Source organism: Gulosibacter macacae (genome assembly GCF_003865375.1).
In the GTDB taxonomy this organism is placed as follows: domain Bacteria; phylum Actinomycetota; class Actinomycetes; order Actinomycetales; family Microbacteriaceae; genus Gulosibacter; species Gulosibacter macacae.
This window is the reverse complement of record NZ_RQVS01000008.1, coordinates 59,778-85,451: the sequence shown is the minus strand read 5'-3', so window position 1 is coordinate 85,451 and position 25,674 is coordinate 59,778. Positions and strand designations below refer to the sequence as shown.

Annotated in this window: 25 protein-coding genes; 5 read left to right on the top strand and 20 right to left on the bottom strand. The window is 66.2% G+C overall.

Going from position 1 to position 25,674, the window contains the following annotated elements; all coding sequences use genetic code 11:
• The first annotated feature begins 20 nt into the window (after positions 1–20).
• On the top strand, positions 21–1,778 hold the full coding sequence (locus EG850_RS07960) for an alpha/beta-hydrolase family protein (RefSeq protein WP_185714987.1): 1,758 nt from the start codon (positions 21–23) through the stop codon (positions 1,776–1,778).
• 175 nt (positions 1,779–1,953) lie between these two features.
• Here the strand turns inward: EG850_RS07960 and EG850_RS07955 are convergent, their stop codons facing one another.
• The 9 genes from EG850_RS07955 to EG850_RS07915 all read right to left on the bottom strand — a co-directional run bounded on the left by EG850_RS07955 (position 1,954) and on the right by EG850_RS07915 (position 11,264).
• A complete protein-coding gene (locus EG850_RS07955; RefSeq protein WP_124972293.1) occupies positions 1,954–3,255 on the bottom strand; it encodes an ATP-dependent DNA helicase in 1,302 nt (433 codons plus the stop codon).
• On the bottom strand, positions 3,252–5,357 hold the full coding sequence (locus EG850_RS07950; RefSeq protein WP_124972291.1) for a cytochrome c oxidase assembly protein: 2,106 nt from the start codon (positions 5,355–5,357) through the stop codon (positions 3,252–3,254). Before EG850_RS07950 ends, EG850_RS07955 begins: the two co-directional genes overlap by 4 nt.
• Before the next feature lie 223 nt (positions 5,358–5,580).
• Positions 5,581–5,874 carry an HU family DNA-binding protein gene (locus EG850_RS07945; RefSeq protein ID WP_124972289.1) on the bottom strand — a complete coding sequence of 98 codons (294 nt, stop codon included), beginning with the start codon at positions 5,872–5,874 and terminating at the stop codon, positions 5,581–5,583.
• A gap of 239 nt (positions 5,875–6,113) precedes the next feature.
• Entirely contained in the window at positions 6,114–6,419 is a 306-nt protein-coding gene (gene rpsN, locus EG850_RS07940) for a 30S ribosomal protein S14 (RefSeq protein ID WP_124972287.1), read from the bottom strand.
• Between the two features lie 3 nt (positions 6,420–6,422).
• A complete protein-coding gene (gene rpmG, locus EG850_RS07935; RefSeq protein WP_026937797.1) occupies positions 6,423–6,593 on the bottom strand; it encodes a 50S ribosomal protein L33 in 171 nt (56 codons plus the stop codon).
• Positions 6,593–6,829, bottom strand: a complete 237-nt coding sequence (gene rpmB, locus EG850_RS07930; RefSeq protein ID WP_124972285.1) for a 50S ribosomal protein L28 — start codon at positions 6,827–6,829, stop codon at positions 6,593–6,595. The genes rpmG and rpmB overlap by 1 nt, the downstream gene beginning before the upstream one ends.
• 162 nt (positions 6,830–6,991) lie before the next feature.
• Complete coding sequence (locus EG850_RS07925) at positions 6,992–8,674, bottom strand: thiamine pyrophosphate-binding protein (protein ID WP_124972283.1); 1,683 nt, start codon at positions 8,672–8,674, stop codon at positions 6,992–6,994.
• A complete protein-coding gene (gene speB, locus EG850_RS07920) occupies positions 8,671–9,588 on the bottom strand; it encodes an agmatinase (RefSeq protein WP_235829260.1) in 918 nt (305 codons plus the stop codon). Before speB ends, EG850_RS07925 begins: the two co-directional genes overlap by 4 nt.
• A 128-nt stretch (positions 9,589–9,716) precedes the next feature.
• Positions 9,717–11,264, bottom strand: a complete 1,548-nt coding sequence (locus EG850_RS07915; protein ID WP_328588377.1) for a sodium:solute symporter — start codon at positions 11,262–11,264, stop codon at positions 9,717–9,719.
• Between the two features lie 127 nt (positions 11,265–11,391).
• Between EG850_RS07915 and EG850_RS07910 the strand changes: the two genes are divergently transcribed.
• The gene (locus EG850_RS07910; RefSeq protein WP_185714986.1) at positions 11,392–13,011 is read left to right on the top strand and encodes a PucR family transcriptional regulator; all 1,620 of its coding nucleotides are present in this window, start codon (positions 11,392–11,394) and stop codon (positions 13,009–13,011) included.
• Here the strand turns inward: EG850_RS07910 and EG850_RS07905 are convergent.
• Positions 13,008–13,457, bottom strand: a complete 450-nt coding sequence (locus EG850_RS07905; RefSeq protein ID WP_185714985.1) for a helix-turn-helix transcriptional regulator — start codon at positions 13,455–13,457, stop codon at positions 13,008–13,010. The genes EG850_RS07910 and EG850_RS07905 overlap by 4 nt on opposite strands.
• A 56-nt stretch (positions 13,458–13,513) precedes the next feature.
• Between EG850_RS07905 and EG850_RS07900 the strand changes: the two genes are divergently transcribed.
• From EG850_RS07900 to EG850_RS07890, 3 genes are all read left to right on the top strand, one after another.
• Positions 13,514–13,888 (top strand): nuclear transport factor 2 family protein, encoded by a 375-nt coding sequence (locus tag EG850_RS07900; RefSeq protein ID WP_124972275.1) that lies wholly within the window; start codon positions 13,514–13,516, stop codon positions 13,886–13,888.
• Positions 13,889–13,909: 21 nt separating this feature from the next.
• On the top strand, positions 13,910–14,275 hold the full coding sequence (locus EG850_RS07895; protein ID WP_124972273.1) for a DUF5655 domain-containing protein: 366 nt from the start codon (positions 13,910–13,912) through the stop codon (positions 14,273–14,275).
• A 69-nt stretch (positions 14,276–14,344) separates the two neighbouring features.
• Positions 14,345–15,331, top strand: coding sequence for an IS481 family transposase (locus EG850_RS07890; RefSeq protein WP_124972271.1), 987 nt, complete (start codon positions 14,345–14,347; stop codon positions 15,329–15,331).
• 29 nt (positions 15,332–15,360) lie between these two features.
• On the opposite strand, the gene EG850_RS07885 is transcribed toward EG850_RS07890, so the two are convergent.
• The 10 genes from EG850_RS07885 to EG850_RS07840 form a co-directional block, all read right to left on the bottom strand.
• On the bottom strand, positions 15,361–15,768 hold the full coding sequence (locus tag EG850_RS07885; protein WP_124972269.1) for a Fur family transcriptional regulator: 408 nt from the start codon (positions 15,766–15,768) through the stop codon (positions 15,361–15,363).
• Between the two features lie 10 nt (positions 15,769–15,778).
• Positions 15,779–16,612 carry a metal ABC transporter permease gene (locus tag EG850_RS07880; protein WP_124972267.1) on the bottom strand — a complete coding sequence of 278 codons (834 nt, stop codon included), beginning with the start codon at positions 16,610–16,612 and terminating at the stop codon, positions 15,779–15,781.
• Entirely contained in the window at positions 16,609–17,508 is a 900-nt protein-coding gene (locus EG850_RS07875) for a metal ABC transporter permease (RefSeq protein ID WP_124972265.1), read from the bottom strand. Before EG850_RS07875 ends, EG850_RS07880 begins: the two co-directional genes overlap by 4 nt.
• Positions 17,505–18,335 carry a metal ABC transporter ATP-binding protein gene (locus tag EG850_RS07870; protein WP_235829251.1) on the bottom strand — a complete coding sequence of 277 codons (831 nt, stop codon included), beginning with the start codon at positions 18,333–18,335 and terminating at the stop codon, positions 17,505–17,507. The genes EG850_RS07875 and EG850_RS07870 overlap by 4 nt, the downstream gene beginning before the upstream one ends.
• A 6-nt stretch (positions 18,336–18,341) precedes the next feature.
• Complete coding sequence (locus EG850_RS07865) at positions 18,342–19,547, bottom strand: metal ABC transporter substrate-binding protein (RefSeq protein ID WP_124972263.1); 1,206 nt, start codon at positions 19,545–19,547, stop codon at positions 18,342–18,344.
• A 148-nt stretch (positions 19,548–19,695) separates the two neighbouring features.
• The gene (locus tag EG850_RS07860) at positions 19,696–20,859 is read right to left on the bottom strand and encodes a DNA glycosylase AlkZ-like family protein (protein WP_124972261.1); all 1,164 of its coding nucleotides are present in this window, start codon (positions 20,857–20,859) and stop codon (positions 19,696–19,698) included.
• 6 nt (positions 20,860–20,865) lie between these two features.
• The gene (locus EG850_RS07855; RefSeq protein WP_124972259.1) at positions 20,866–22,275 is read right to left on the bottom strand and encodes a dihydrolipoamide acetyltransferase family protein; all 1,410 of its coding nucleotides are present in this window, start codon (positions 22,273–22,275) and stop codon (positions 20,866–20,868) included.
• Positions 22,276–22,291: 16 nt separating this feature from the next.
• Complete coding sequence (locus tag EG850_RS07850) at positions 22,292–23,269, bottom strand: alpha-ketoacid dehydrogenase subunit beta (RefSeq protein WP_124972257.1); 978 nt, start codon at positions 23,267–23,269, stop codon at positions 22,292–22,294.
• Positions 23,266–24,399 (bottom strand): thiamine pyrophosphate-dependent dehydrogenase E1 component subunit alpha, encoded by a 1,134-nt coding sequence (locus EG850_RS07845; protein ID WP_124972255.1) that lies wholly within the window; start codon positions 24,397–24,399, stop codon positions 23,266–23,268. Before EG850_RS07845 ends, EG850_RS07850 begins: the two co-directional genes overlap by 4 nt.
• 166 nt (positions 24,400–24,565) lie before the next feature.
• A complete protein-coding gene (locus tag EG850_RS07840; protein ID WP_124972253.1) occupies positions 24,566–25,669 on the bottom strand; it encodes a histidinol-phosphate transaminase in 1,104 nt (367 codons plus the stop codon).
• Positions 25,670–25,674: the final 5 nt, after the last annotated feature.

Sequence of the window (25,674 nt, the reverse complement as noted above, 5' to 3'; positions counted from 1 at the left end):
TCACCGAGATACTGGTGTGCATGTTCCGACCACGCGCGCCCCGTTCCGAGCGCCGTGGCGACGCCACCACACCCAGAAAGAAGCAACTGCAGCGTTTCTTCAATCGCTGGGGTCCGAACTGGTGGGGCGTAGTCGCGAGCCAGCTCACCACGCTGATTGCCCTCGGCCCGAGCCTCCTCCCCCGCACCTGGTGGACCACCGCCGCGAGCATCAGCCTCTCGCAGCTCTACGGCTACGCGGTCGGTTCCGGCGCACGCACGACGCGCAATGGCATCCTCGCGCTCGTGCGTCGCGCCAGAGGCGTGGATGCGCAACCCACCCCGTCGCTGCGGATGGCGACCGTCGAGCGCACCTGGCAGACGGCCCTCCTCTCGACGATGGCGATAGGTACGGCCGCGACGCTCCTGTCGTCGCTCGAACGCCAACGCGAGATCGCGCAACTCGTCGACGAAACGCCGCAGACCCTGCGCCAGCAATTCACTGGGATGGCCGTCGGCACCGTCGCGACGACCGGCATCCTCGGTCTCGTGCAACTCTTTCGCATGTCGTCGGCCGGCACTCGCCGCCTGATCGGCCGCTTCGCGCCCGCACTTGCGGCGCCGCTTTCCGGCACGGCAGTCATGTTTGGCCTCACCTACTACCTGAATCGCTCGGTGCTTTGGGAACAGCTCATGCGCCGCATCAACGCGTCAGCGCACCGCAATAACCTGCGGCCCTTGCCCGGCCGCGTCGCACCGAAGCAGGCTGAGCGCTCTGGCTCCCCCGCATCCTTCGAATCGTTTAATTCGCTGGGCCGCCACGGCAAGTCGGTCGTCGCCGACGGCCCGCGAGCTCGCGATATTGCCGCGTTCTGGGGCGAGGATGCAATGGAGCCGGTACGTGCGTACGTCGGCCTCTCGCCCTCGCAGAGTATTGAGACGGCGGCGAGGCACGCCGTGCGCGATCTGCGCCGTGCGGGTGGCTTCACGCGCGAGCACCTGGTGATCATGGTTGGCACCGGTACCGGCTGGCTCAACGACTGGGCGATGTCGGCACTGGAATTTCTTACGCGCGGTAATTGCGCGGTGGTGTCGTTGCAGTACACCGTGCTACCGAGCGCCTTCGCATTCTTGTTTGACCGCAAGTCGCCGAAGCAGACCGCGCGAGCGCTGTACCACGAAGTGCGTGAGGTGCTCGACACGATGCCCGCGAATGAGCGGCCGAAGCTCTACATGTCGGGCGAATCGCTCGGGGCGTTCGGCGGTGTTTCGGTGTTTTCGTCGGCGAGCGATATGGCACGGAAGCTTGATGGCGCGATCTGGGCGGGCACCCCGCAGATTTCGCCGATGTGGCGCGAGCTCACCGCGCGTCGCCGGGCTGGTTCGCCCGAGATTCGCCCCGATATTGACGACGGCTCGGTGATCCGCTTCTCGAACCGGGCCGAAGATCTCGGCCACGATCACGAGGGGATGCCCTATGCATCCTGGGGTGAGAAGAGGTTCGTGTTCTTGCAGCATCCGAGCGACCCGATTGTGTGGTGGGATCCGTCGCTCATTTGGCAGCAACCGACGTGGATGACCGAGCCCCGCGGTCACGATGTCACCGCGCGAATGCGCTGGTGGCCGTGGGTGACCTTCTGGCAGATCGCCGCCGATATGCCCCTGTCGATCGCGAACAAGGGCGGCCACGCCCACCGCTATTTCGAGGAGTACGTCGGCGCCTGGTCGCAGGTGCTTGGCATCGACGTGGATGCGGACAATCTCGCCGAGGCGATCCGCCCGCTGATTCGACCGCACTAGCGAGCCGTGGGCTGGGGTCTTGCCGTGTTGCGCGCTGACGCGCGACCAATCCGCGTGCTGAGGCTCTCGAAGCACGCGAATGCCCTATCCATCAACACCGTGTGGTCCCCTCAACTTCAGGGGAGCACACGGCGGGTGATGAGGGGATCACATCCACCAATTCCCCCGGCGAGCGCTAGGGCGCGAGCAGCTTCGCGGCGCGCTGGGCCTCGGCGACCTCGGTCATGAAGCGCATGACGTCGTCGTCGACGAAGATGTCGTTCGGTCGCAGCGGTCGGGTCAAATACAGCCCTTCGAGCGAGCGGATGCGCGAGAGCGCCACATAGGCCTGTCCCGGCGAGAACGCCCGGGCCCCGAGGTCAACGACCGCGCGGTCATAGGTCTTGCCCTGCGACTTGTGAATCGTCACCGCCCAGGCCAGCCGAAGCGGGAACTGATGGAACTCGCCGATGACATCCCGCGAGAGTTCCTTGGTATCGGGGTCATAGGAGTACTTGAGCTTCTCCCAAGCGATCGGCTCGACCTCGTGCTCTTCGCCATCGATCTCGACGTAGACCGTGCGGTCGATGCGCGAGACCACACCGACCGAGCCGTTCACCCAGCGCTGGTCGGCGTCATTGCGCAGGAACATCACCTGCGCGCCCTCCTTGAGCTCCAACCGCTCATCGGCCGGGAAGGTACGGGCGCCGCCGAAGTCACCAATGACCTCCGCATCCGCCGTCATTGAGCGGCCCGGCAGCCGCTCGAGCTCGCGCGCGTTGATGCGAGAGACTGTCGCGTTCTTCGAGGCGAGCGTGATGATGCCGTCGTGGGGCGCCGGGCGTGCGCCGACGGTATTGAGCCGACCCGCTTCATCCGCGGTCACCCGGCCGTAGCGCACCGAGGTGAGGAGCGAGCGAAACTCTTCATCGTGCTGGCGATGGATTTCGCGCAGGGTATGGATGCGCATCTCGGCCTCGCGCCACACGTGCGCGTCGAAGAACCACATGGAGCGATAGGTGTCGCGCAGCCAGGCGCGCTCGCTCGGATCAGACGGCGGCACGGGTGCAAGCTGGAACGGATCGCCGAACATGACGATCTGCACGCCGCCGAACGGCTCGGAACGTCGATTTCGCGCTTGCCGCAGCGAACGGTCCATCGCGTCGAGGAGGTCGGCCGACACCATCGAGATCTCGTCGATCACGAGCGTGTCGATCGTGGTGAGGAGCTTTTTCACCTCGCGCGATTGCTCAATCGGCTGGTTGCCGATGATGCCGATCGGCAGCTTGAACAGCGAGTGGATCGTCTGCCCGCCGACATTGAGCGCGGCAACGCCAGTCGGCGCGCAGATCACGAGCTGCTTCTCGGTGTGCCACGAGAGGTGATTGAGGAGCGTCGATTTGCCGGTGCCGGCGCGGCCGGTGACAAAGAGATGCTCGGTGGTGCCCTCGATCGCATCGAAGACGCCCTGCTGTTCGGCGGTAAGTTGCAGCGTCACGCGCCGTCTCCGTCGCGCTCGGCGAGCGCCCGCAGGCGTGCGTTGTACGCCTCGAGCTCGGCATCGTGGTCGCGCTCGGCGCGCTTGTCTTCGCGCTTGGCGAGTCGTTCATCCGATCTCGCCCACTGCAGGGTGACGATCGCGGCGAGGATGACCGTGGGGAACTCCCCGAGACCCCACGCGACCGCGCCGCCAAGTTGCTGGTCTTCGAGGGCGGTTGCCGGGCCCCAATCGCGACCGGTGGCGCCGTACCACTCGGCGACGAGCAAGCCCGTGCCGGTCATGACCGCGAGGCCGAAGAAGGCGTGGAAGGTCATCACCAGGATGAGCGAAATGAGTCGCATCGGGAACGGCGCGCGCACGCGCGTCGGATCGTCGCCGATGAGCGACTCGACGAAGAGGTACCCGACGATGAGGAAGTGGGCGATCATCCACATGTGCCCGACGTGGTCGTACGTGGCCCAGCGGAAAAGCGGGGTGAAGTAGAAGGTGAGCAGGGCCACCGCGAAGTTCACCCCCGCGACGATCGGATGCGAGAAGAACTTCGCCCACTTCGAGTGGACGAGCAAGAGCACCCACTCGCGCATGCCCATTGAGCCGTCATCGCGCGGCTTCACCGCACGCAGGAGCAGCGTCATCGGGGCGCCGAGCACGAGGAAAATCGGGATGATCATCGAGAGGATCATGTGCTCGGTCATGTGGAACGAGAACAGGAACCGGCCGTAGACGTAGAGCGCGCCGTTGACGTTGTAGAGCAGGATCGCGCAACCGATGAGCACGGCGACCAGGCGCCAGATCGGCCACTTGTCACCGCGGCGACGCAGGCGGATGAACCCGGCAATGTAGAAGACGATGCCGATGATCACGAGCGTCGTCCAGATCGGGTCGAGTCGCCACTCGGTGAACAGGCGCGAGGTCTCGAAGGGTGGCGGCAGGGTTTCGCCTGAGAGGAGCTGTGCCGGGGTCGGGTCGGCGAGCTGATCGGCGGTGATCTGCGCTTGCGGGGCGGCGGTGCGTCCGAGCGCGGCAGCGGCACCGGCCACGGCACCCATGAGCGCGAGTTCAGCGGCGAGGAGCCAGGCGAGGGGCTTGGTGGTCGACTCCCCCGCGGCAATATTGCGACGCATCCGGTCAATGAGGAAGCGTCGATTCATGGCACCGAAGATGCCGAGCGCGACCAAGATGACCGTCTTCGCGATGACAATCGCGCCGTAGGGGGTGTCGAACAGGCGCGCGAGGTCGCCGACGTTGACGATCGTGGCAACGACGCCGCTTGCGGCGGTGACGAAGAAGGCGACGAAGGCAAGCTGCGAATAGCGTTCGACAAGCGGGAGACGGCGGCGGGGCGCTGAGGTTGCGGCGAGCACGGCAAGCACGACGAGGCCACCGAGCCACACGGCGGCGCCGGTGTAGTGCAGCGTGATCCCGCCGACGGCGGTGTTGTGGTTCTCAGCACCGGCAGCATGACCCTGCGAGGCGAGCGGCCACAGGCACAGCAGCGACACGAGCGTGAGCAGGATCGTGCCCCAGCGGCTGCGGCTCGCGAATACGAAGGTGCTCAGCAGTGCCACCATCACGAGGTTGATGAGCCAGAGCTGGCCGACCTCAAGTTGCGCGAGGAAGAACCACAGCCCCTGGCCGAAGTCGGCCGACATCGAGAACGGCACGGCCGAGACCGAGAGGTAGGTGAACAGGGCCGCGGCCGCCGTGGTGATGGTCCAGGCCGCGGCGCCGCCCTGCGCGAGCTGCATCGCCCGCTCGTACTCGGGCTCATCGCGGCTTGCAGCCCAGGCGGCCATGACGAGCGCCCCGATCGTGAGCGAGGCGGTGAGGTTGTAGGCCAGGCGCACGGTCGGCAGACCCCAGCGCACCACCGGACCCGGGTCGCCGAGGGCAAGCGGAGCGGCCGCGCCGCCGATGACGAGCGCAATGAGCATCCCGATCACCGCGGTGATGATGAGCGCGGCCGGACCCCACTGCACCGCAAGGACGGTGCCTCGGCTCCAGCCGGTGCGGGTGATGCGGTCGAGCTCGGCGTTGGTGCGGCGGCCTTCGCGGCCCTTGACTCGCGTGTGGCCGAGTCGCTGATCGGATGCAGACATGTTGCCTCCCAGCCTACTCGGGGCCTTCGGGCCGCGGGTCGGGCGTGGTGGCCGAAGTGTCATCAGGATGGGCCCTTGATCTGCCGCCGAGCCCTAACTGTCATCAGGATGGGCCTATCCGGTTATACTGCGGGATGGGCCCATCCTGATGACAGTTGCGGCGCGCGCAAAGAAGCGGGGCCGAGCCACATGGCCCAGCCCCGCTGCACGCAGTCGCGGAAGACTACTTGACGGCGTTCTTGAGCTTCGAACCGGCCGAGATCTTGACACCCTTCGAAGCGGGGATCTGGATCTCTTCCTTGGTGCGCGGGTTGCGGCCAACGCGAGCGGCGCGCTGCGTCTGCTCAACCGAGAACCAGCCGGGGATGGTGACCTTGACATCCTTGGCTGCGTTCGACGCGAGCTGCTGGAAGAGCGATTCGAGCACGCCGTTGACGGTCGCCTGGCTCTGGCCGGTCTCGGCAGCGATCGCTGCGACGAGCTCGGTCTTGTTCACGGTCTGCTTCTTGTCTGCCATGTGTCCTCCTGTGGACTTCGCTACCGCCGGGGCGGCTGCATTTTGATGGTTCGGTCGCGTCGCGCGAACGAATCGGCACGGTGCAACGTCGCCAAACTAACACCAACTCGCCTGGATCCCTGCAAATAGGCCGGTTTCGGCGCGAATTTCCTCCGAATTCACCCGGAAAACGAACTTCGGCGGGCATCCCAGTGCTGGGATGCCCGCCGAAGCGAGAAATTAGCCGTTACGGCCCGGGGTTACCAGGACGACTTACGGATGCCGGGCAGCTCGCCACGGTGCGCCATCTCGCGGAAACGCACACGCGAGATGCCGTACTGCGAGAGCACGCCACGGGGACGGCCATCGATCGAGTCGCGGTTGCGCACTCGTACCGGCGAAGCGTCGCGGGGAAGCTTCTGCAGGGCGACGCGTGCCTCTTCGCGCGATTCGTCGGTGCCGTTGGGGTCGATGAGTGCCTTCTTGAGCTCGAGACGGCGCTCCGCGTAGCGGGCGACGATCTCCTTGCGCTGCTCGTTCTTTGCGATCTTGCTCTTCTTCGCCATGAGTTAGCGCTCCTCTCGGAATTCGACGTGCTTGCGGATCACCGGGTCGTACTTCTTGAGCACGAGACGGTCGGGGGTGTTACGACGGTTCTTCTTCGTGACGTAGGTGAACCCGGTGCCCGCGGTCGAGCGGAGCTTGATGATCGGGCGAACGTCCTGCGACTTCTTAGCCATTAGAGCTTCACACCCTTCTTCTTGAGCTCAGCGACGACCGACTCGATGCCACGAGCGTCAATAACCTTGATGCCCTTGGCCGAGAGGTTGAGCGTCACGTTGCGCTTGAGCGAAGGCACGTAGTACGTCTTCTTCTGGATGTTCGGGTCGAACCGACGCTTGGTGCGACGGTGCGAGTGGGAAATCGTGTGACCGAAACCAGGGGTGGTTCCCGTCACCTGGCACACTGCTGCCATAGTGGTGTCTCCTTCAATACCGTGACGCCAGACGGCGTCACCCAAGATCTCTTGTCTGCGTTTGCGCGACGGGACTGTTGTCACGCTCACACGGTCACGCCGGAGTGGAGCCCGGCGAGCCAAGGGTCTACGTTACTCGACGTCGAGCGGTGAGCACAAGGGTCAGTTCACGCGGTCGAGGTGCGTCGGTGCGAAGAGATCGAGGTGCGTGCGCACGACCACCACGCGCGGCTCGCCGCTCGCGAGCGCTTCGGCGATCGCATCCCCGGCGTCTTCGACAGCCACCTGCACCCCGGCCACTCCGAAGGATGCGGCAAGCTGCACGTAGTCGGGACGGGCGAGTTCGGTGGCGGTTGCCGCACCAAACGCGCCCTCCATGTATTCGCGCAGCACCCCATAGCCACCGTCATCAACGATGCACCAGGTTACCGGCAGCTTTTCCTGCGCGAGCGTCGCGAGTTCGGCGATGCCGTAGAGCGCCCCGCCGTCACCCGACACTGCGAGCACCGGCGCCGCATCCCCGCTCACTCGATGGCCGAAGGCCATGCCGATGGCGGCCGGCAAACCGTAGCCGAGTCCGCCCGAGCCCTGGGCCGAAGCGAAGCGACCCTCGCGCGCATCCCAGCACGACCATGCCCAATAGGCGGCAATGGTCATATCCCAGCAACTGTCGACCGCATCCGGCACCGCGTCGCGCAGGGCGGCGAGGAAGCCGCGCTCGTGCTCGAGCGATTGCGCATCGAGGCGCGCGACCACGGTCGACTTGAGGTCGCTGGCGTGGGCGATGGCAGCATCCAGCGGCTTTGGTTGTTCGGCATTGGCTGCGCTGAGTTCCTCCGCGAGCGCCGCGAGCGCGAGGGCGGCGTCGGCGTGAATGCCGAGCCCGGCGTGATTTGAGGCGATCTTGCCGAGGTCGGCTTCGATCTGGATGACCGTGCCCTGCGGTGCGAAGGTGTGATAGTTGCTCGACAGCTCACCGAGTCCGGAACCGATGATGAGGAGCACGTCGGCCCCCTCAAGCAGTTCGGTCGTGGCGATGTCTTCGATCCAGCCCGCCGCCGAAAGTGGATGCGCTGGCGGGAACGCGCCCTTGCCGCCGACGGTCGTGACGACGGGGGCGGCCGCGAGTTCGGCCACGCGCACGAGTGCCGTCTGCGCCGCCTCACCTGCGCGCATGACGCCACCACCGGCGAGGATCGCCGGGCGCTCGGCCGCAGCGAGTAGCTCGGCCGCGCGCTCAATGAGTTCGGCCTGCGGCGCAAGTGCCGTCACGCTCGTCGACAGTTCGCGCGGGGCGGGGATGCGGTCAGCTGCTTCGAGCAACACATCCTGCGGAATCTCGACGAGCACGGGGCCGGTGGGCGCGGATGCTGCCGCCACCCAGGCCTCGCGCATGGCCGGCACGATCTGTTCGAGCGTGCGCACCGTGCGGACGTGCTTGACGACGCCGCGGAATGAGGCGGACTGGTCGGGCAGTTCGTGGAGGTACCCGTGGCGGCCACCGCCGAGGCCCGCCACCGGCACCTGCGCGCTGATCGCGAGCACCGGAATCGACGAGGCGGCTGCCTCTTGCAGCGCCGCGAGCGAGGTGAGCGCGCCGGGCCCGGTCGAGAGCAGGAGCGGCGCGACCGTGCCACTCACCCGAGCGAGGCCATCTGCCATGAACCCCGCATTGTTCTCAACGCGGGCGCCGAGGTAGGGCAGGTCGACCCGACGGAACGCGTCGAAGAGTCCGAGCGCGTGCTGGCCCGGGAGTCCGACGGCGCCGGTTGCGCCGAGCGCCACGAGCGACTCGAGCACGAGGTCGCCGCCAATACGCTCCCCGCGATCCTGTGTGCCGGTCATGCGAGGCCACCGATCTTTCGGGCCATGAGGGTGGTGAATTCATAGGCGACGTGTGCCGCAGCCACACCGGTGATTTCGGCGTGGTCGTAGGCGGGCGCCACCTCGACGACATCGGCGCCGACGAGGTTGAGGCCGTCGAGGCCGCGCAGGAGCTCAAGGATCACGAGCGACGAGAGACCGCCAGCTTCGGGGGTGCCGGTGCCGGGCGCATAGGCCGGGTCCATGACATCGATATCGAGCGAAACATAGAGGGGTCGGTCGCCAATGCGCTCGCGCAGGCGCGCGACGGTTTCGTCAATGCCCATGCGGTGAATATCGCGCGAGGTGTGGATGCCGAAGCCCATGCGTCGGTCGTCTTCGAGATCGCGCACGCCGTAGAGCGGGCCGCGGGTGCCCACGTGGCAGAGCGCTTCGGTATCGACGATGCCCTCTTCGAACGCGCGGCGGAAGGGGGTGCCGTGCGTGTACTCGGCACCCTGGTAGGTGTCCCAGGTGTCAAGGTGCGCATCGAAGTGCAGGAGTGCCACCGGGCCGTGTTCTTTCGCCACCGCGCGCAGCAGTGGCAGCGCAATCGTGTGGTCGCCACCGAGGGTCACGAGCTTCGTGCCCTGCGCTGAGAACTCGGTCGCCGCATCCTCGAGCGCCTCAACAGCCTCGTGAATATTGAACGGATTGAGCGCGAGGTCGCCGCCATCGACGACCTGACACTGCGCGAACGGCGAGGTGTCGAGGGCCGGGTTGTAGGGGCGCAGGAGCCGCGACGATTGGCGGATGTGGTTAGGGCCAAAGCGCGCACCCGAGCGATAGGACACCCCGGCATCCCACGGCACACCGACGACCGCGATATCGGCGTGCGGCACCTCGGTGATCTGCGGCAGCAACGCGAAGGTGCTGAGGCCCGCGTACCGCGGCATGAGTGCGGCGTTGACCGGCCCGAGGTGGCCGCCTTCGACGACCCGCTCGGCTCGTGCTGAACTGTTCTTCGGCAGTGCCGAGGCGGGCGAATTGTTGTGGTTACACATGGATGCGGTGCTCCTTCTCGTCAGCGCTTCGGCACGGTTTCGGTCGCGAGGTGCTCGAACTGGCCGGCAGCAACGGTGGCCGTGTCGAGGCTGAGGTCGTCGTGGTCGCCGCGGGCGAGACGCTGACGCCACTCGGTCATGACGGCTTCGGGCGTCGGCTTCGAGACGAGGCTGGCAATCACGAAGGCGATGGCGCTCGCCCCAAGGCCCACATAGATCGGTTCGTTGGCGAGGTCGCCCCAGATGAGCATGCCGACGATGACCGCCACGGCGCCCGCGATGATCGCGGCATAGGCCCCGATGCGCGTGGCGCGCTTCCAGACAATGCCGCCGATGATCGGCACGAGCAGGCCACCGACAAGGATGTTGTAGGCAATCGTGAGGGCGCCGACGACGGAGTCGAGACTCATCGCCGTGACGACGACGGCCGCACCAATCACCATCATTGAGCCGCGGAAGCCGCGCAGACCGAACTCGTCACCGTGTCCGGCGTCTTCGGCGCTCGTGCCAGCGGCCGCATCCACGGCGTTGCCGCGGAAGCGACGGAACATGAGCGGGAGGAGGTCGGCAGTGAACACGGTCGAGGCGGCGATGAGCGCACCCGAGGCAGTCGACATCATCGCGGCAAGACCTGCAGCGAGCACGAGGCCGCGGATGCCGTGGGGCAGGGTTGCCTCGACGATCGCGGCGAACGCCTGGTCGGGCTTTTCGAGGTCGGGCAAGAGCGCGTGCGCAGCCATACCGATGATCGCGCCGACGATGCCGAACACGAGGCAGTAGACGCCGGCACCGATGCCGCCGCGCTGAGCGATGGCGGGGGTGCGAGCGGTGAACACGCGCTGCCAGATGTCCTGGCCGATGAGGAGGCTGAGCGTGTAGATGACGATGTAGGTGACGATCGTCGAGCCGCCGATCGCGAAGGGCGAGGCAAACGAGTCACCGAGGCGGGTGACGATGGCGTCATAGCCGCCGGCGTTGATGAGCGCCATCGGCAGCAGCACGGCGAACACGCCCACGGTGGTGACGATGAACTGCGCCATATCGGTGATCGTGATCGACCACATGCCTCCGAGCGATGAGTAGAGCACGACGACCACGCCGCCGACGAGGATGCCCACCCAGGTTTCCCAGCCGAAAAGCACGTGGAACACGGTCGCGTAGGCGAGGGTCGAGGTGACCGCGAGCATGAAGGTGTAGAGGAACATCACGGTGCCCGAGAAGCCTGCGGAGCGTCCGCCGTAGCGCAGGTCGAGCATCTGGCTCACGGTGTAGATGCGCAGCTTCGTGAGGCGCTTTGCGAGGAGCGCCGAGAGTAGGAGCACGCCGAGCGCAATCGCGGTGACGAGCCAGGCACCCGAGATGCCCCACTTGTAGCCGAGGCCAATGCCGCCGACGAGGGAGGCGCCGCCGAGCACGAGCGCCGAGAGCGTCGAGGCGTACATGAAGGTGCCGAGGCGGCGACCGGCGACGAGGTAGTCACTGTGTGACTTCGTGCGCCGGTACCCCCAATAGCCCACGCCGAGCATGAGCAGGATGTAGAGGACGATTACGACGATATCGAGGACCACGCTGTCCCTTTCGCTGTAATCAGGCAGGGAGCCTGAAGCGGATGAATGCGGCCAGCCTAGAAATTTCCGAACAACGAACCCAAGCACAATTCATCCTGGTTTGCGAAAACTTGAGATGATTTATCTCGTGACCCAGTTCATCCGGCCCTATCCGCCCGCAGCCCCGCCCTCATCGTTCGTGGCTGGGCTGCGCGAGGTGACCGCCTCGGGTCAGCGCGCTTCGGTGCCGCTCGGCGAACTGCTCGACATTAGCGAACTCGAAGCCGAACTTCTCGTGCCGGTCGATGCGCCCTCGTCGCTCCTGCGCGCGCCGATCGTGTCGGTGCCGGTGGTCGACCTCGCCGATCCGCGGCCGCATCTCACCGGCTCAGAACTCCTCCTCACCACCGGGCTCGGTTTCGTCGATGACGACGCCTGGTATCGCGACTACGTTGAGGCGCTGCAGGATGCGGGCACGGTTGCCCTCGGCTTCGGCATCGAGCCAGTCTTCGATGCGGTCCCCGCGGGTCTCGTCGGTGCGTGCACTCGCGCGGGGATGCCGCTCGTTGCCTTCCCTCCCCACATCCCGTTCGTGCACATTACGACGGCCTTCTATGCGGCCCTCGAAGAAGCGCGGATGCGGCGGCTGGAGCGACTCAATGCGCTCGCCCTCGCGATGATGCACGCCGCGCTCGGCCACTCCCCGACCGTGCGCGTGGTCAATGCGCTCGCTCGCTATCTCGGCGGCATCGCGATCGTGGAGCAGGGCGATGATCGCGCGGTGGCCGGCACGATCGACGGCCTCGCGGTGCAAACCGTCATCGACGCCCTGCCCTCCATGGACGAGTACCCGGATGCGCCCGATGAGGTGCCGGCGCACCGCACCGTGCGCGTCACCATCGAAAGCGCCGGGGTGGATGTGCTCAGTGGCACCGTGCGCTCGAGTCGCGCCCGCGTGCCCGCCCGCAGTCGGCTCAGTATTGCCGCGCCGCGCCAGCTCAATGGCACTGATCTCACCGCCTTCCGTCTCGCCATCGACACGTTGCGCCTCGTGCATTCGAGTGGGGCCGCGGCATCGACGAGCGTTGACACGCTTCTCATGGGGCTCGTTGTGGATGCGCTCATGCGTCCCGATCCGGTCGTGCGCGAACGCACGGCGCGCCTGCTGCGCTCGGCCCTCGCGGTATCGCGCAGCGGTGGCGTCTTCGCAGTGGCGGGTCGGCGGATCGATGGCGAAGCCGCGCACGCCGCCGATCTCGCCTGGTGGCGCACTGATCTCGCGACCCCCTTCGTCGATGTGCACGACCGGGCGTTGCGCGCGATCACGGCAACCGCACCGCGCACCGCCACGCGCGAGACCCTTGCCGCGGCCGGGTGGAACATCCACGTCATCGGCCCGCTCACGCCAACTGAGCTGCCGCTCAAGCTCGCCGATGCGGTGTTGCTTGCAGCATCTGGCGCGGATGAGCAGGCGCGCTGGCAGGGGTTAGCCGCTCTTCCCGAGCAGCGGGCCGCCGCACGTCGGTTGCTTGCGCCGTTCGAGCCGGCGCCGCAGGGCGCGGAGCTACGTGCCACCCTGCACACGTGGTTGCAGCATCACGGCGCCTGGGATGCTACCGCGCGGGCGCTCAGCGTGCACCGCAATGTGGTGCGGCGGCAGATTGCCGAATGCGCCTCACTCTTGCGGGCAGATCTTGATGATGCGCGCCTGCGCGCCGAGCTCCTGCTCGCGCTCGATGCGCTCGCGGAGTCACCCCTCGACGACTAGGTGTACTGACCGGAGACGTTGATCGAAGCGGCGGTTAAGCTGCTGGATGGGCAATTTGAGTCTTGGCCTGAGAGCGCATTGACCAGTTTCGTCATCGCGGATTGGGCTGGTTCGCTCACTGTCGGCCCGACTGCGGCCAAGCTGCTGATCAGTGCTGCGATTTCAGCGAAGTCCAGTTGAACCGGTGCTGGCTCAGTGGTGGCTTCGAGTAGTGCGCCACCGGCGCGTCCTGGTGTGACGCTGATCGGGACACCGGAGTGGCGTAGCCGCTGGATGTCGCGCGCGATGGTCCGTGGGGTGACGCCCACTTCGTCAGCGAGCTCCTGGAAAGTGTGACGGGGGCCCTTACGAGACAGGATCGTTATGAGGTGCTGCTGTCGCTCGACCCGTCGGAGCGTCAAGTGGGCGTCCCGTGAGGCGGCCGCTGCTGTGGTCATCACCTGCATAACGCAAATCCTAACCATGACATGGCGTGTCCTGATTGGTGGTTAGTGTCAGAGGCATGACTGAACACTTCAACGCCGAGCAGGTGGCGGGAGCCTTCTTCGCCACCTACGCAGAAGCACTGTTGCGGCGAGACGCGGACGCCATCGCGGAGCACTATGCGACCCCCGCCCTGATCGAGTTCCCCCAAGCCGCGATCCCCGTCAGCGAGCGGGCTCAGACACGCGACTTCTTCGAGACGGCCTTTGCCCAGTATCGAGACGTCACCCAAACAGACCACACCATCAAAGTGGCCGCCTGCGGCCCCCACAGCATCTGGGCCGACGTGAGCTGGAATCACCACGGTGGAGCACCCGACGAACGCCTCATGTACCAGCTGACCCACCACGAGGGAACCTGGCGGATCGCCGTGCTCACGCCCCTGTCCAACTGAACTACGAGTAGAGAACGTTCGATGACCGATCGCACGAACAAGATGATCAGCGACTTCACCGCGAAGCCCCAGACTCAATCCCACTACGAATCCATCGACGCCTTCGTCCAGGGACTCGGCCCTGTCACCAAGGCCGCCAAGGCCCAGGTCAGCTATGCCGTGAACCGCAAGTTCCTCTGGCTGTGGGCTTACGAGAAGACGGCGGACGGGACGCTGTATCTGAACGTGACCCTCGATCACCCAGAACACCACACCGGAGTGCACAACCTGACTCAGGTCAGCCGCAATCGGTGGAACCACCATGTCGAGGTGAAATCAGCCCGAACCGCGCAGAGCGAATGGCTGCGGGCGCTCATCGCCACCGGGTTCGAGTTTGCGGCGCGATAACGCCTCTGAATCCATCACCGGGCCAGCACTCCACAAAGTGCTGGCCCGTCTTCATCTCCAAGGACACCTATGTCACACGCCAATGCGGCACTCACTCCCCGGCATCGCCAGATCGTCGGCCCGCTCGTGGTCGACCAGGGCTGGCCCGTCAGCGAGGTCGCCGCCCGCTTCCAGGTCTCCTGGCCCACCGTCAAGCGCTGGGCCGACCGCTACCGCGCCGGCCAGTCCATGCAGGACCGCTCCTCACGCCCCCACCACTCGCCGAACAAGACCAGCCAGGCCACGACCAGGCGCTGCATCCAGCTCCGCCTGCGCCTGCGCGAAGGGCCAGTCCAGTTGGCCTGCCGGCTCGGCATCGCCCCGTCGACGGTCCACCGGATCTTGGCCGACGCACACCTGAACCGCCTCTCGCACGTCGACCGCGCCACCGGGGAGCCCGTCCGTCGCTACGAGCACGACCATCCCGGGGCGATGCTTCACGTCGACGTGAAGAAGCTCGGCAACATCCCCGACGGCGGAGGCTGGCGCTACGTCGGCCGAAAACAAGGCGGCCGCAACCGTGCCGCCACCCCGGACAAGCCGCGCAACAAGTACCGGGCTCCGCTCATGGGCAAGGCCTACGTCCACACCGTCATCGACGACCACTCCCGCGTCGCATACGCCGAGATCCACGACGACGAAACCGCCCTCACCGCCACCGCCGTCCTCGTCCGGGCAGTCGAGTGGTTCAACCAGCGGGGCATCACGGTCGAGCGGGTCCTGTCCGACAACGGCGGCGCCTACAAATCACACCTGTGGCGAGACACCTGCGCCGAGCTCGGTATCCGGCACAAGCGAACCAGGCCGTACCGTCCGCAGACCAACGGCAAGATCGAGAGATTCCACCGCACCCTGGCCGACGGCTGGGCCTACGCCCGCTGCTACACCTCCGAGACCGAGCGCCGTGGCGAGCTCGACGGCTGGCTGCACTACTACAACCACCACAGACCCCACACGGCATGCGGCAACCAACCGCCGTTCTCACGATTGACCAACGTCCCCGGTCGGTACAACTAGGCGCTTGAGCAGGTGGAACAGCCGCGCCCCTAGGCGCTTGCGCAAGTAGAGCAGACGCCAAACGCATCAAACACGTGCGTCATCTCGGTGAAGCCGTGCTCGCGGCCAACTTCCGCGGCCCAGCGCTCCACCGCATCCCCAGAAATCTCAACGGTGCGGCCGCATCGGCGGCACATGAGGTGATGGTGGTGCTGGTCGGTCTCGCAGGAGCGGTAGCGGTCGCCGTCCTCAGCGCGAATGGTGTCGGCAAAGTCTTCTTCGACGAGCACCGCAAGGGCGCGATAGACCGTCGCCAAGCCAATGCGCTGGCCGGCATCTTCGAGGATGCGGTGCAGCTCTTGGGCGGTGACAAACCCATCTTGCGCCTCGAGCGCTTCGCGCACAGCCTCGCGCTGCCACGTATTGCGGCGCTGAGGGGCGGTGTCGGTCTCGCTCATGACCGCCACATTACCGGGCAACAGCCGTTGCCAGCGAGGATTCCGCTCGCGGCGTCACGCGTCGACGCAGGCGCGAGATTGCGAGCGCGACCATGAAGATGGCCGTGGCCGCGAGCGCCATTGAACCACCGGCCGCGAGATTGAACCAGCGGGATGCATAGAGTCCGGCAATCGCGGCCGTCGCGCCAAGTGCGCAGGCAAGCGGCACAAGCACTGTGATGCGCTCGGTGATCAGGCGCGCGGCGGCGGCCGGGGCGGCAATCATCGCGATCGCGAGAATCGACCCGATGGCGGGCATGGTTGCGACGACGGCGGCAGTGATGAGGAGGAGCGTCAAGATCTCAGCGCGCCACTCTCGGTGCCCGGCGGCTTCGAAGCCAGCGCGGTCAAAGGTTGAGAATAGCAATTGCTTCCAGAACAGGAGGAGTACGAGCACGGTGACCGCGAGCGTCACCGCGATGATCGTGATGTTCGTGGGCGACATCGCAAGGATCGTGCCGGTGAGGTACGACTCGACCTTGACCGGCAATTGCGGGTTGAGCGAGTGCAGGAAGATGCCGAGCGCATAGCCAAACGAGAGCACGATGCCGGCGGCCACCTGCTGCCCCTGGCGGCGGATGCGGCCGAGCACGAGCATGAGCCCAACGAGCGCGAGCCCCATGACCCCGGCCCCGATGACGACGTTGAGCCCGAGGAGCGCCGCCGCGACGCCACCCGGGAAGGTGGCGTGGGTGAGCGCCACGGTGAAAAAGGCGCGCTCGCGCAGCACCACGATGGTGCCGACCAGACCCGAGAGGAGGCCCACGAGCAGCCCTGCGAGGAGGGCCGTGGTGAAGACGGTCATACGCTCTGCCCTGACTGGCTTGTCACTGCCACGCGAGCAAGCAGCCGCTGCCGACGACGGAGGCGTCCGGGAAGCGTCGTCATTGCGGCCACGACGAGATACGCGAGGACGAGCACGAGCACGAGCACCGCCGAGGGCGAGACATTGAGGCGTGCATCCACCGAGAGCCAGTATCCGGTGACCAGCCCCGCAAGCGATGCCCCGAGCGAGGAGATGAGTGCGACCGTCACGATGGTGCCGAGGCGTCGCGACATGAGCCGCCCGATTGCGGGCGGCACTATGAGGAGGGCGAGAACGAGCAGATTGCCGACCGCCCGCGCGGCGGCGACCACGACGAGTGCGATCGCGAAGTTGAGTGCGAGCTCGTACGCGAGCACCCGCATCCCCGTGGCTTTTGCGCCCGCAGGGTCGAACGAAATGTAGAGCTGCTCTTTCCAGGTGAACCCGACGAGGAGAAGCGCAATGCCACCGAGCACCGAAATCGCAATGAGGTCGGCGGCGTCAATCGTGAGCAGCTGGCCAAAGAGTAGATGTTCAAGCCCCGTCGCGAAGTTCGACGAGCGCGAGATGATCACAATGCCGAGCGCGAAAGTGCCGGCCAAGAGCACCGCGGTCGTCGCATCCGAGCCGATTCCGCGGTGCGCGGCGATGGTGAGGAGCGCTGTGGCAATGAGCGCGGCAATCACCGCGCCAATGTAGACGCCGTCGACACCCGCGGTCACGAAGCCAATGACGACGCCCGGGAAGACGGCATGCACGAGCCCGTCACTCACAAATTCGAGGTTGCGGAGGTTCAGCGCCACTCCAACAACGGCGGCGACCACGGCGAGCAGGGTGAGGGCGATTGCCGCCTGCTGCATGAAGTTCGCGCCAAACATGGTCGCGAGATCGGTCACCGAAGCGACTCCTCGGGCAGGGGGTGGGGATGCGCGAGGTGGTCGCAGTGCGTGTCGTGGTGATCGTCGCTCTCGCCGAAGGTTTCGGACACCCACTCGGACGTGAGCACCTCGGCGACCTTGCCATACGCAACCTGTTCGCGGTTCATGAGCAGGGCGTGCGAGCACACCTGCGTGGCAAGTTCGAGGTCGTGCGTGCTCACAATGATGCCGATGCCATCGGCGCGCAGCTCCCGCAGGGTGCGCATGAGTGCCTGCCGGTTCTGGGTGTCAAGGCCGTTGAACGGCTCATCAAGCAACAGGAGCTTCGGTTCGCTCACGAGCGCGCGGGCAAGCAGACCGCGCTGTTGCTGACCGCCCGAGAGATCACCGAAACGCACATTGGCGCGATCGGCGAGCCCCACGCGCTCAAGCGCGCGGTCGACCGCCGCGCGATCGCCGCGCCCCGGCCAGCGCAGCACGCCGAGGCGCCGGAACCGGCCCATGAGCACGACCTGCCGCAGCGTGATCGGAAACTCGGGGTCGGTGTCGGAGTGCTGCGGCATGTACCCAATGCCGGCTGCCGCGCGGCGCGGTACGGTGCCGAGCACCTCGATGGTGCCGCTGAGCTTCGTCACGAGCCCGAGCAGGCCCTTGAGAATCGTCGACTTGCCGGCACCGTTAGGGCCGATGAGCGCGAGCGCGTCACCTGCGGCGAGCTCGAAATTGAGTTGCCAGGATGCGGGGTTCGTACCGTCATAGCTCAGGGCCACATCGTCGAAGTTGACGATGCGGCCCGTTGCCTGGACCGGCGGGGAGGCCGGGTCCATTGGTAAGTCGTGTGTCATTCAGTCCTATGCGCCTGCGAGTTCAGAAGGGAGCGGAGTGACGGTAGCACCCCAGGAGTCCATGAGCTGCGTCACATTGTGTACCTGCGACGAAATATAGGTGGCTCCAGACGATCCTGCCGCGCCAAGTGCATCCGTGTACAGACCCTCTTCACCCGAGTACACCTTGGCGCCGGTCTCCGAGGCAATGGCGTTCGCGGTTTCGGGAGCGAGCTGCTGCTCGGTGAAGATGGCGGTCACGCCCGACGACTTGATGTTCGCGATGAGCTCGTCGATCTGCGCGGCGCTCGGTTCAGCGTTGTCGTCCCAGCTCGGCATGATCGAGCCGACGAAGGTGACGTGGTACTCGTCATTAAAGTAGGTGAGGGCGTCGTGGTTCGTGACGAGCAGGCGCTTCTCGGCCGGGATCGTCTTGATGTTCTCGGCGGTCCAGTCGTCGAGGGCCTGGAGCTTGTCGTTGTAGCTGCTCGCATTGGCCGTGTAGGTGGCGGCGTTCGCGGCGTCGGCCTCGCCGAGACCGGCGGCGACGTTATTCACCATGAGCTGCGCGACATCGGGTGAGGTCCAGATGTGCGGGTTGATGCCGCCGTGGTCGTGGCCATCGTGGCTGTGGCCGTGGTCATCGTGCGCATGGTCGTCATGTGCGTCGGTTTCTGCCGGGTCCTCGGATGCTGCGGGAGCTTCCTCGGTGCCGTGGTCGTGACCTTCGTGGTCGTGGCCCTCGTGGTCGTGACCCTCGTGCGATTCCTCGGCGCCGTGGTCATGACCCTCGTGCGCATCCTCGGTGGCCGCACCATCGGTGGCCTCGGGAGCAGCGTGACCGTGGTCATCGTGCATCGAGTCGGGGTCGAAGCCGACCGAGGCGTCAATACGCGTGCCGGTGAATTCAGCCGAGGTGAGCGTCGCATCGAGCCACGGCTCGAGGCCCACCCCATTGAAGATCACCACATCGGCTTTGCGCAGCGCCTCAAGGTCAGCGGGGGTCGGCTCGTAGCCGTGCACTGAGGTGCCGGGCTGCAGCAGGCTCGTCACTTCGGCGCCGGTGTCGCCGACGACCTGCTTGGTGAAATCATCGAGCTGGGTGGTCGTCGTGACCACGCGGAAGGTGCCATCATCGGCAACCGGGGTACCCGCGCCAGCGCAACCAGCGAGGGTAAGCGCGGCGGCCCCGAGGGCGCCAATGGCAGTGAGCATGCGTGGGAATTTGCGCATGAAATGGAGTCCTTAGCTACTCGGCAAATGTGATCGCAGCCGAGGCACGATCGTCAAGCTGACGACTAACGATAACGACTATCGATAACGGATGTCAAAAGAGTGCGGGCGGATCTCGATACACCTCCGCTGCGCTCCGGCTACTCGATCAACCAGAAGAGTGGGTGGTCGAGGAGCGAAGCAGACCGAGACCACCCACCTCGCCCAAGCCCAACGAGCGGGCAAGGCCCGGCAGACTCGCCTCTAGGCGCGCGGTCGGCACCCGCCCACCATGCGGCACCCAACCGACCACCTCAAGCACCCCCGCGCGCCGATCGGCGCGCAGGTCAATCTGGCCGACCATCCGATCGCCGACGAGCGCCACGAGCGCATAGGGCCCGTGCACGCGCAACGCCTTCGGCACATACGCCTCCAGCCGATACTCCAGACCGAAGATGCGGTGAATGCGATCGCGATCCCACATGAGGTTGTCGAACGGCCCGAGCCAGCGCAGCGACTTCACCGGCGCCTCGGCAACCGCGAGCGTCTCGGGTGCGACCCACGCCGCATCCCAGCCCTCGACCGCAACCGGCACGGCAGCACCTGCCGCCACCAGCCGACCGAGCGCCGCCTCGGCACGCATTCGCGGCACCTGAAACAGCCGAGCGAGTTCACGCAGTGTGCCGATGCCAAGCACGCGCAGCGCCTTCGTTACGAGCAAATCGTCGATCTCATCAGGCGACAGTTCCGCCTCGAGCAACGATCTCGGGATGCGTCGCTCGGGCAGATCGAACACCCGCACGCCCGCGCGCCGCTCGCTCACGATGAGCCAGCCGGCACTCACTGCACGTTCCACGGCGACCTTGGTGCGCGAGTAGTTCCAGCCGGTCGTGCGGGACTCTGCCAATTCGAGTTCGCCGAGCGTGAGACCAGCGTCGCTCGCGGCCACGAGATCGCGCACGCGTGCCCACTCCTCGAGAAGTTCTGCATCCTGTTCAAACCGGTGCGCCCGCACTGCGTGACGTTCACGCCAGAGTGGCCAATAGTCGATCGGCAGCAGGCACAGCGCGTGCACAAAGCCCTCGAAGAGCTGCGCTTCGCCGGGCCGCCAGAGCATGTCGTCGAGCGTTGCGGGCGTCGCGACGCTGCCAGCACGCGGCGTTGGCATGCGGGTGAGCGTCGTGAGTCGGTGCGCGCGCTCGACGCGCGACATCGGGTCGAGTTGCAGGGCGCCGAGCGCATGCAGGGCCTCGCGCGCATCGTCGACCGGGGTAAACGGCACGGCTGCGGCGATGCGACGCGCCTGGTCTGCGGTGAGGGTGAGTGGCGACATCCGCGGCTAGTCGAGCAGCAGCGCCGGTTCCTCAACGATCTTCGCCACATCGGCGAGGAAGCGTGAGGCGACGTCGCCGTCGACGAGGCGGTGGTCAAACGAGGCGGTGAGCGTCGTCACGCGGCGCACCTGCACCTCGTCGTTGACGACCCACGGCTTCGGCCGCACGGTACCAAACGCGAGGATGCCTACCTCACCCGGGTTCAAGATCGGCGTACCCGAGTCCATCCCGAACACACCGATGTTCGTGATGGTGAACGTACCGCCCTGCTGGTCAGCCACCGGCGTCTTTCCGTCACGTGCGGTGATGGTGAGGTGCTCGAGCGCCTCGGCAAGCTGCCGCATTGTCATGCGGTGCGCATCCTTCACGTTCGGCACAATGAGGCCGCGTGGTGTGGCCGCGGCGATACCGAGGTTGACGAAGTGCTTGATGACGTATTCCTCATCGGTCCACGTCGCGTTAGTCGTCGGGTTGCGACGGATCGCCCACATCACGGCCTTCGCCACGATGAGGAGCGGCGACACCTTCACCCCAGCGAAGTCGGGCGATTCTTTGAGCCGCTTCACGTAGTCCATGGTGCGCGTTGCGTCGACATCAACAAAGAGCGTCACGTGCGGGGCCGTGAACATGGAGTTCACCATGTTCTGGGCGATCATCTTGCGCACGCCCTTCACCGGGTGGCGCTCCTCGCGCACCGAGCCCCAGCCGGGGGTTTCGAGGTTGGTGAAGAGCTTCGCCTGTTCGGCGTGGCGAATCACATCGTCGCGGGTGATTTCACCCGCTAGGCCGGTGGCCTGCACCGCCTCGAGGTCGACCTCGAGATCTTTCGCGAGTTTACGAATCGGCGGCTTCGCCACAATCGGATGCGCGCTCGCCGCCGGCACCGAGGCAGGCTTTGCCTGGCGGGCGGCGGTCGCCGCGGCGGCAACCTCGGCCTCAGTAGCCGCAGCGGTGCGCTGCACCGGCGCATGCGAGCGGCGACCGCGGCGTGAGCGGGCGGCAGGCGCACTGCCGTAGCCGACGAGGTTCGCGCCACCACCGTCGCCACTCGGGTCGCCGGTCATGGTCGATTCGGCGTCGCGCTCGGCCTCGGCGAACTCCTCCGAAGTGCGGCCGGGGTGACCATCCGCATCCGGGTCGGCAGCCGTGCCGCCGGGCGCGATACCGCTATCGGCATCGCCACCTGAGGCGCGCAGAATCACCGCACCAACTTCGAGCGTCTCTCCCTCGGCGGCAAGCAGTTCGCTGATCTCGCCAGCGAAGGGACTCGGCAGCTCAACAAGCGACTTTGCCGTTTCGATCTCGACGAGCACGTCATTCACCGCGACCGTGTCGCCAACCTTCACGCGCCAGTCAACGATGGTCGCCTCGGTGAGGCCTTCGCCCACATCTGGCAGTCGATACTCGATGGTCATCGCAGTCTCCTCGGCGTCAGTAGTCAAGCGTGCGGTCAACGGCATCGAGGATGCGGTCAACATCGGGCAAGTAGGTACCTTCAAGCCGTGCAGGCGGGAAGGGCACATCGTAGGCGGCCACGCGAAGCACCGGGGCTTCGAGGCTGTAGAAGCAGCGTTCGGCGACGGTCGCGGCAATCTCACTGCCAAGCGACACATTGCCGGGTGCTTCTTGGGCGACGACCGCGCGACCCGTACGACGCACCGAGTCGATGATCGGATCCCAGTCAACCGGCGAAAGCCCGCGCAGGTCGAGCACCTCGACTTCGGCACCCTCTTCTGAGGCGAGCTGGGCGGCCTGCAGGTTCATCGTCGTCTGCGCGCCCCAACCGATAAGCGTCACATCACTCCCGGCGCGGGCGATGCGGGTCTCCCCCATTGCGGCGGCGGGCGCCTCAAAGTCGACCTCACCCTTCGGCCAGTAGCGGCCCTTCGGCTCCATGAAGATAACCGGGTCGTCTGACTCGATCGCTTGGCGCAGCATCCAGTAGGCGTCGTTCGGGTTCGAGGGCGCGATCACGCGCAGTCCGCCCGTGTGCGCGAAGTACGCTTCGGGGCTTTCTTGATGGTGCTCGACCGCGCCAATGTGGCCGCCGTAGGGGATGCGCACGACGACCGGCAGCTTCACGGCGCCAGCCGTGCGGGCGTGCATCTTCGCGAGTTGCGAGGTGATCTGGTCGAAGCCGGGCCACACGAAGCCGTCGAACTGAATCTCACAGACCGGGCGGTAACCGCGCATCGCGAGGCCGATTGCCGAGCCAATGATGCCCGATTCAGCAAGCGGCGTGTCGATGACGCGGTTCTTCCCGAAATCGCGCTGCAGGTGCTCGGTGATGCGGAAAACGCCGCCGAGGGTGCCGATGTCTTCACCCATGAGCAGCACCTTGTCATCGGCCGCGAGCGCATCGCGCATCGCCCGGTTGAGGGCGCGTGCCAGTGGCATCGTTTCGGTCATGCCGTGGCCTCCTCATCGAATGATGCCTCGAAGTCGAGATAGGCCTCGCGCTGTGCTTCCACGACGGCGTGCGGTTCGGCATAGGGATGCGCGAACACCTGCAACGGGTCGGGGTTGGGCAACTCGAGGGTGCGCTTGCGCACATCGGCGGCGAAGTCGCGGGCTTCTTCGGCGAGACTGTCGAAGAAGGAGGCGTCCTCGCCCTGTGCGCGCAGATAGGCGTCGAGGCGGGCGATCGGGTCGCGATCGCGCCAGTACTGCTCTTCTTCGCGGGTGCGGTATTTCGTGGGGTCATCGCTCGTGGTGTGCGCGCCCATGCGATAGGTGAGGGCCTCGATAAACGCGGGTCCCTCCCCTGAGCGAGCAGCGTCGAGGTGGTGGCCGGTGACCGCCCAGCTCGCCATAACGTCGTTACCGTCGATGCGGATGCCCGGCATACCGAATCCGGCACCGCGGCGGTGCAGCGGGGTCGGCGATTGCACCTCAACCGGTACCGAGATGGCCCAGTGGTTGTTTTGCAGGAAGAACACGAGCGGCGATTCGAATGAGCGTGCGAACACGAGCGCTTCGCTCACGTCACCCTGGCTCGTCGCGCCATCGCCGAAGTAGACGATGGAGGCTTCATCCTGCTCGAGATTGCCGGTGCCGGTGGCACCGTCGAACTTCTGCCCCATGGCGTAGCCGGTGGCGTGCAGGGTCTGCGAACCGATCACGAGCACGTAGTTGCGGAAGTTCTGGGCGTCGGCGGGGTCCCAGCCGGCATTCGTCACACCACGCAGCAGCGCGAGCACATTGACGAGGTCGAGGCCGCGGGTGAAGCCCACGGCGTGCTCGCGGTACGAGGGGAAGATCGCATCCTGGGGGCGGGTCGCGAGACCCGAGCCGATCTGCGCGGCTTCCTGTCCTTCAAGCGGCACATAGAGTGCGAGCTCGCCCTGACGCTGCAGGTTGGTTGCTTCGCGGTCGAAGGCGCGCACGAGCGTCATCTGCCGGAATGCCTGGCGCCACAGCTCATCGTCGGCGGTCGCGAGACGCTCGAGATACGGCTCAGCCGCCGGGGACGGCTCGATGCGGCCCTCTGGCGTGAGGATGACGACGGTGTCGTCGGGTGCGAGTTCGCCAGTCGTCACGTGCGCGGCACCTTCCTTGGGAGTTGGAGTCGAGAAATTACTCTCGATCCGGTCAGTCTACGAGTGACCGCCCGGGATGCGCTGGTGCAAGCCTCCAATGAATCCCGAGATTTGGCGGCTCGGGTCAACAACACGAATGGATGACTCGAGCCGCCAGGAGCGGCAACTAGCCTTCGCTCGACTCGTCGCTGCGCAGATAGGGATAGCGCTCGATGATGCGCCAGCAGGCCGCAAGGAGCGGCGTCACCGACGCCTCTTCACCGATGGTGATGCGGATGCCGTCGCCCGGGTAGGCGCGGGCGATGATGCCGCCCTCGCGGAGCATTTCGGCGACACGTTCGGTGAGTTCGCCGCAGGGCAGGTAGACGAAGTTGGCCTGCGTTTCGGGTACCGGCCAGCCCTGGTCGAGGAGGGCTCGGCGCACCTCGTCGCGGCGCACGGTGATCTCGTTGACGCGGCGACGAACCGCATCGGCTTCCTGCATGACCGCGAGCGCCGCGGCCTGCCCCTGCGCCGAAATGAGGAACGGGATGGCCGTGGTGTGGAAGGCGCTGAGCACGCGCGGGTCACCCATCATGTAGCCGACGCGCAATCCCGCAAGCCCGTAGGCCTTTGAGAACGTGCGGGCGACGACGAGGTTGGCGTGGTCAGCGAGTAGGCGCGTCGCGTTGAGGGCGGCCTGGTCGGTGACGAATTCAATGTAGGCCTCGTCGGCGATGACGAGCACATCGTTCGGCACCTTGGCCAAGAAGCGTTCGAACTCATCCTGGCGAACGGCAGGGCCGGTGGGGTTGTTCGGTGAGCAGACGATCACCAGGCGCGTGCGGTCGGTGATCGCCTCGAGCATCCCGTCGAGGTCGTGGCGGCCGTCGGCGAGAAGCGGCACCCGCACGCTCTTCGCCCCAGCAACGGTGACCATACCGGGATACGCCTCGAAGGAGCGCCAGGCGTAGAGCACTTCGTCGCCGGGGCCGGCGGCAGCCTGTACGGCCTGGTAGAGGAGCGAGACCGAACCGGCACCGACGATCACCTGATCGACGGTGAGTCCGTAATGCTCGGCGAGCGCCTCACGCACCGAGGTGGCGCCGGCGTCGGGGTAACGATTGAATTGGGCGCTTTCGCGGACTGCGTTGACGACCCGCTCGAGCGGTTCAAACGGCAACTCGTTGGATGAGAGCTTGAATGAATCGGCGGGGGCAGGCTTTCCCTGCTTGTAGGGTCGCTGGGCAAGAATCTCGGCGCGAAGCTTCACTGGTACGTCGTCGGACATGCTCC

Excerpts from the sequence above, each read along its gene's own strand:
- EG850_RS07960 (WP_185714987.1), top strand. The coding sequence starts at position 21 with ATGTTCCGACCACGCGCGCCCCGTTCCGAGCGCCGTGGCGACGCCACC.
- EG850_RS07950 (WP_124972291.1), bottom strand. The coding sequence starts at position 5,357 with ATGTCTGCATCCGATCAGCGACTCGGCCACACGCGAGTCAAGGGCCGC.
- EG850_RS07945 (WP_124972289.1), bottom strand. The coding sequence starts at position 5,874 with ATGGCAGACAAGAAGCAGACCGTGAACAAGACCGAGCTCGTCGCAGCG.
- rpsN (WP_124972287.1), bottom strand. The coding sequence starts at position 6,419 with ATGGCGAAGAAGAGCAAGATCGCAAAGAACGAGCAGCGCAAGGAGATC.
- rpmG (WP_026937797.1), bottom strand. The coding sequence starts at position 6,593 with ATGGCTAAGAAGTCGCAGGACGTTCGCCCGATCATCAAGCTCCGCTCG.
- rpmB (WP_124972285.1), bottom strand. The coding sequence starts at position 6,829 with ATGGCAGCAGTGTGCCAGGTGACGGGAACCACCCCTGGTTTCGGTCAC.
- EG850_RS07925 (WP_124972283.1), bottom strand. The coding sequence starts at position 8,674 with ATGACCGGCACACAGGATCGCGGGGAGCGTATTGGCGGCGACCTCGTG.
- speB (WP_235829260.1), bottom strand. The coding sequence starts at position 9,588 with ATGCCGCGGTACGCGGGCCTCAGCACCTTCGCGTTGCTGCCGCAGATC.
- EG850_RS07905 (WP_185714985.1), bottom strand. The coding sequence starts at position 13,457 with ATGCAGGTGATGACCACAGCAGCGGCCGCCTCACGGGACGCCCACTTG.
- EG850_RS07900 (WP_124972275.1), top strand. The coding sequence starts at position 13,514 with ATGACTGAACACTTCAACGCCGAGCAGGTGGCGGGAGCCTTCTTCGCC.
- EG850_RS07895 (WP_124972273.1), top strand. The coding sequence starts at position 13,910 with ATGACCGATCGCACGAACAAGATGATCAGCGACTTCACCGCGAAGCCC.
- EG850_RS07890 (WP_124972271.1), top strand. The coding sequence starts at position 14,345 with ATGTCACACGCCAATGCGGCACTCACTCCCCGGCATCGCCAGATCGTC.
- EG850_RS07885 (WP_124972269.1), bottom strand. The coding sequence starts at position 15,768 with ATGAGCGAGACCGACACCGCCCCTCAGCGCCGCAATACGTGGCAGCGC.
- EG850_RS07880 (WP_124972267.1), bottom strand. The coding sequence starts at position 16,612 with ATGACCGTCTTCACCACGGCCCTCCTCGCAGGGCTGCTCGTGGGCCTC.
- EG850_RS07870 (WP_235829251.1), bottom strand. The coding sequence starts at position 18,335 with ATGACACACGACTTACCAATGGACCCGGCCTCCCCGCCGGTCCAGGCA.
- EG850_RS07865 (WP_124972263.1), bottom strand. The coding sequence starts at position 19,547 with ATGCGCAAATTCCCACGCATGCTCACTGCCATTGGCGCCCTCGGGGCC.
- EG850_RS07860 (WP_124972261.1), bottom strand. The coding sequence starts at position 20,859 with ATGTCGCCACTCACCCTCACCGCAGACCAGGCGCGTCGCATCGCCGCA.
- EG850_RS07855 (WP_124972259.1), bottom strand. The coding sequence starts at position 22,275 with ATGACCATCGAGTATCGACTGCCAGATGTGGGCGAAGGCCTCACCGAG.
- EG850_RS07850 (WP_124972257.1), bottom strand. The coding sequence starts at position 23,269 with ATGACCGAAACGATGCCACTGGCACGCGCCCTCAACCGGGCGATGCGC.
- EG850_RS07840 (WP_124972253.1), bottom strand. The coding sequence starts at position 25,669 with ATGTCCGACGACGTACCAGTGAAGCTTCGCGCCGAGATTCTTGCCCAG.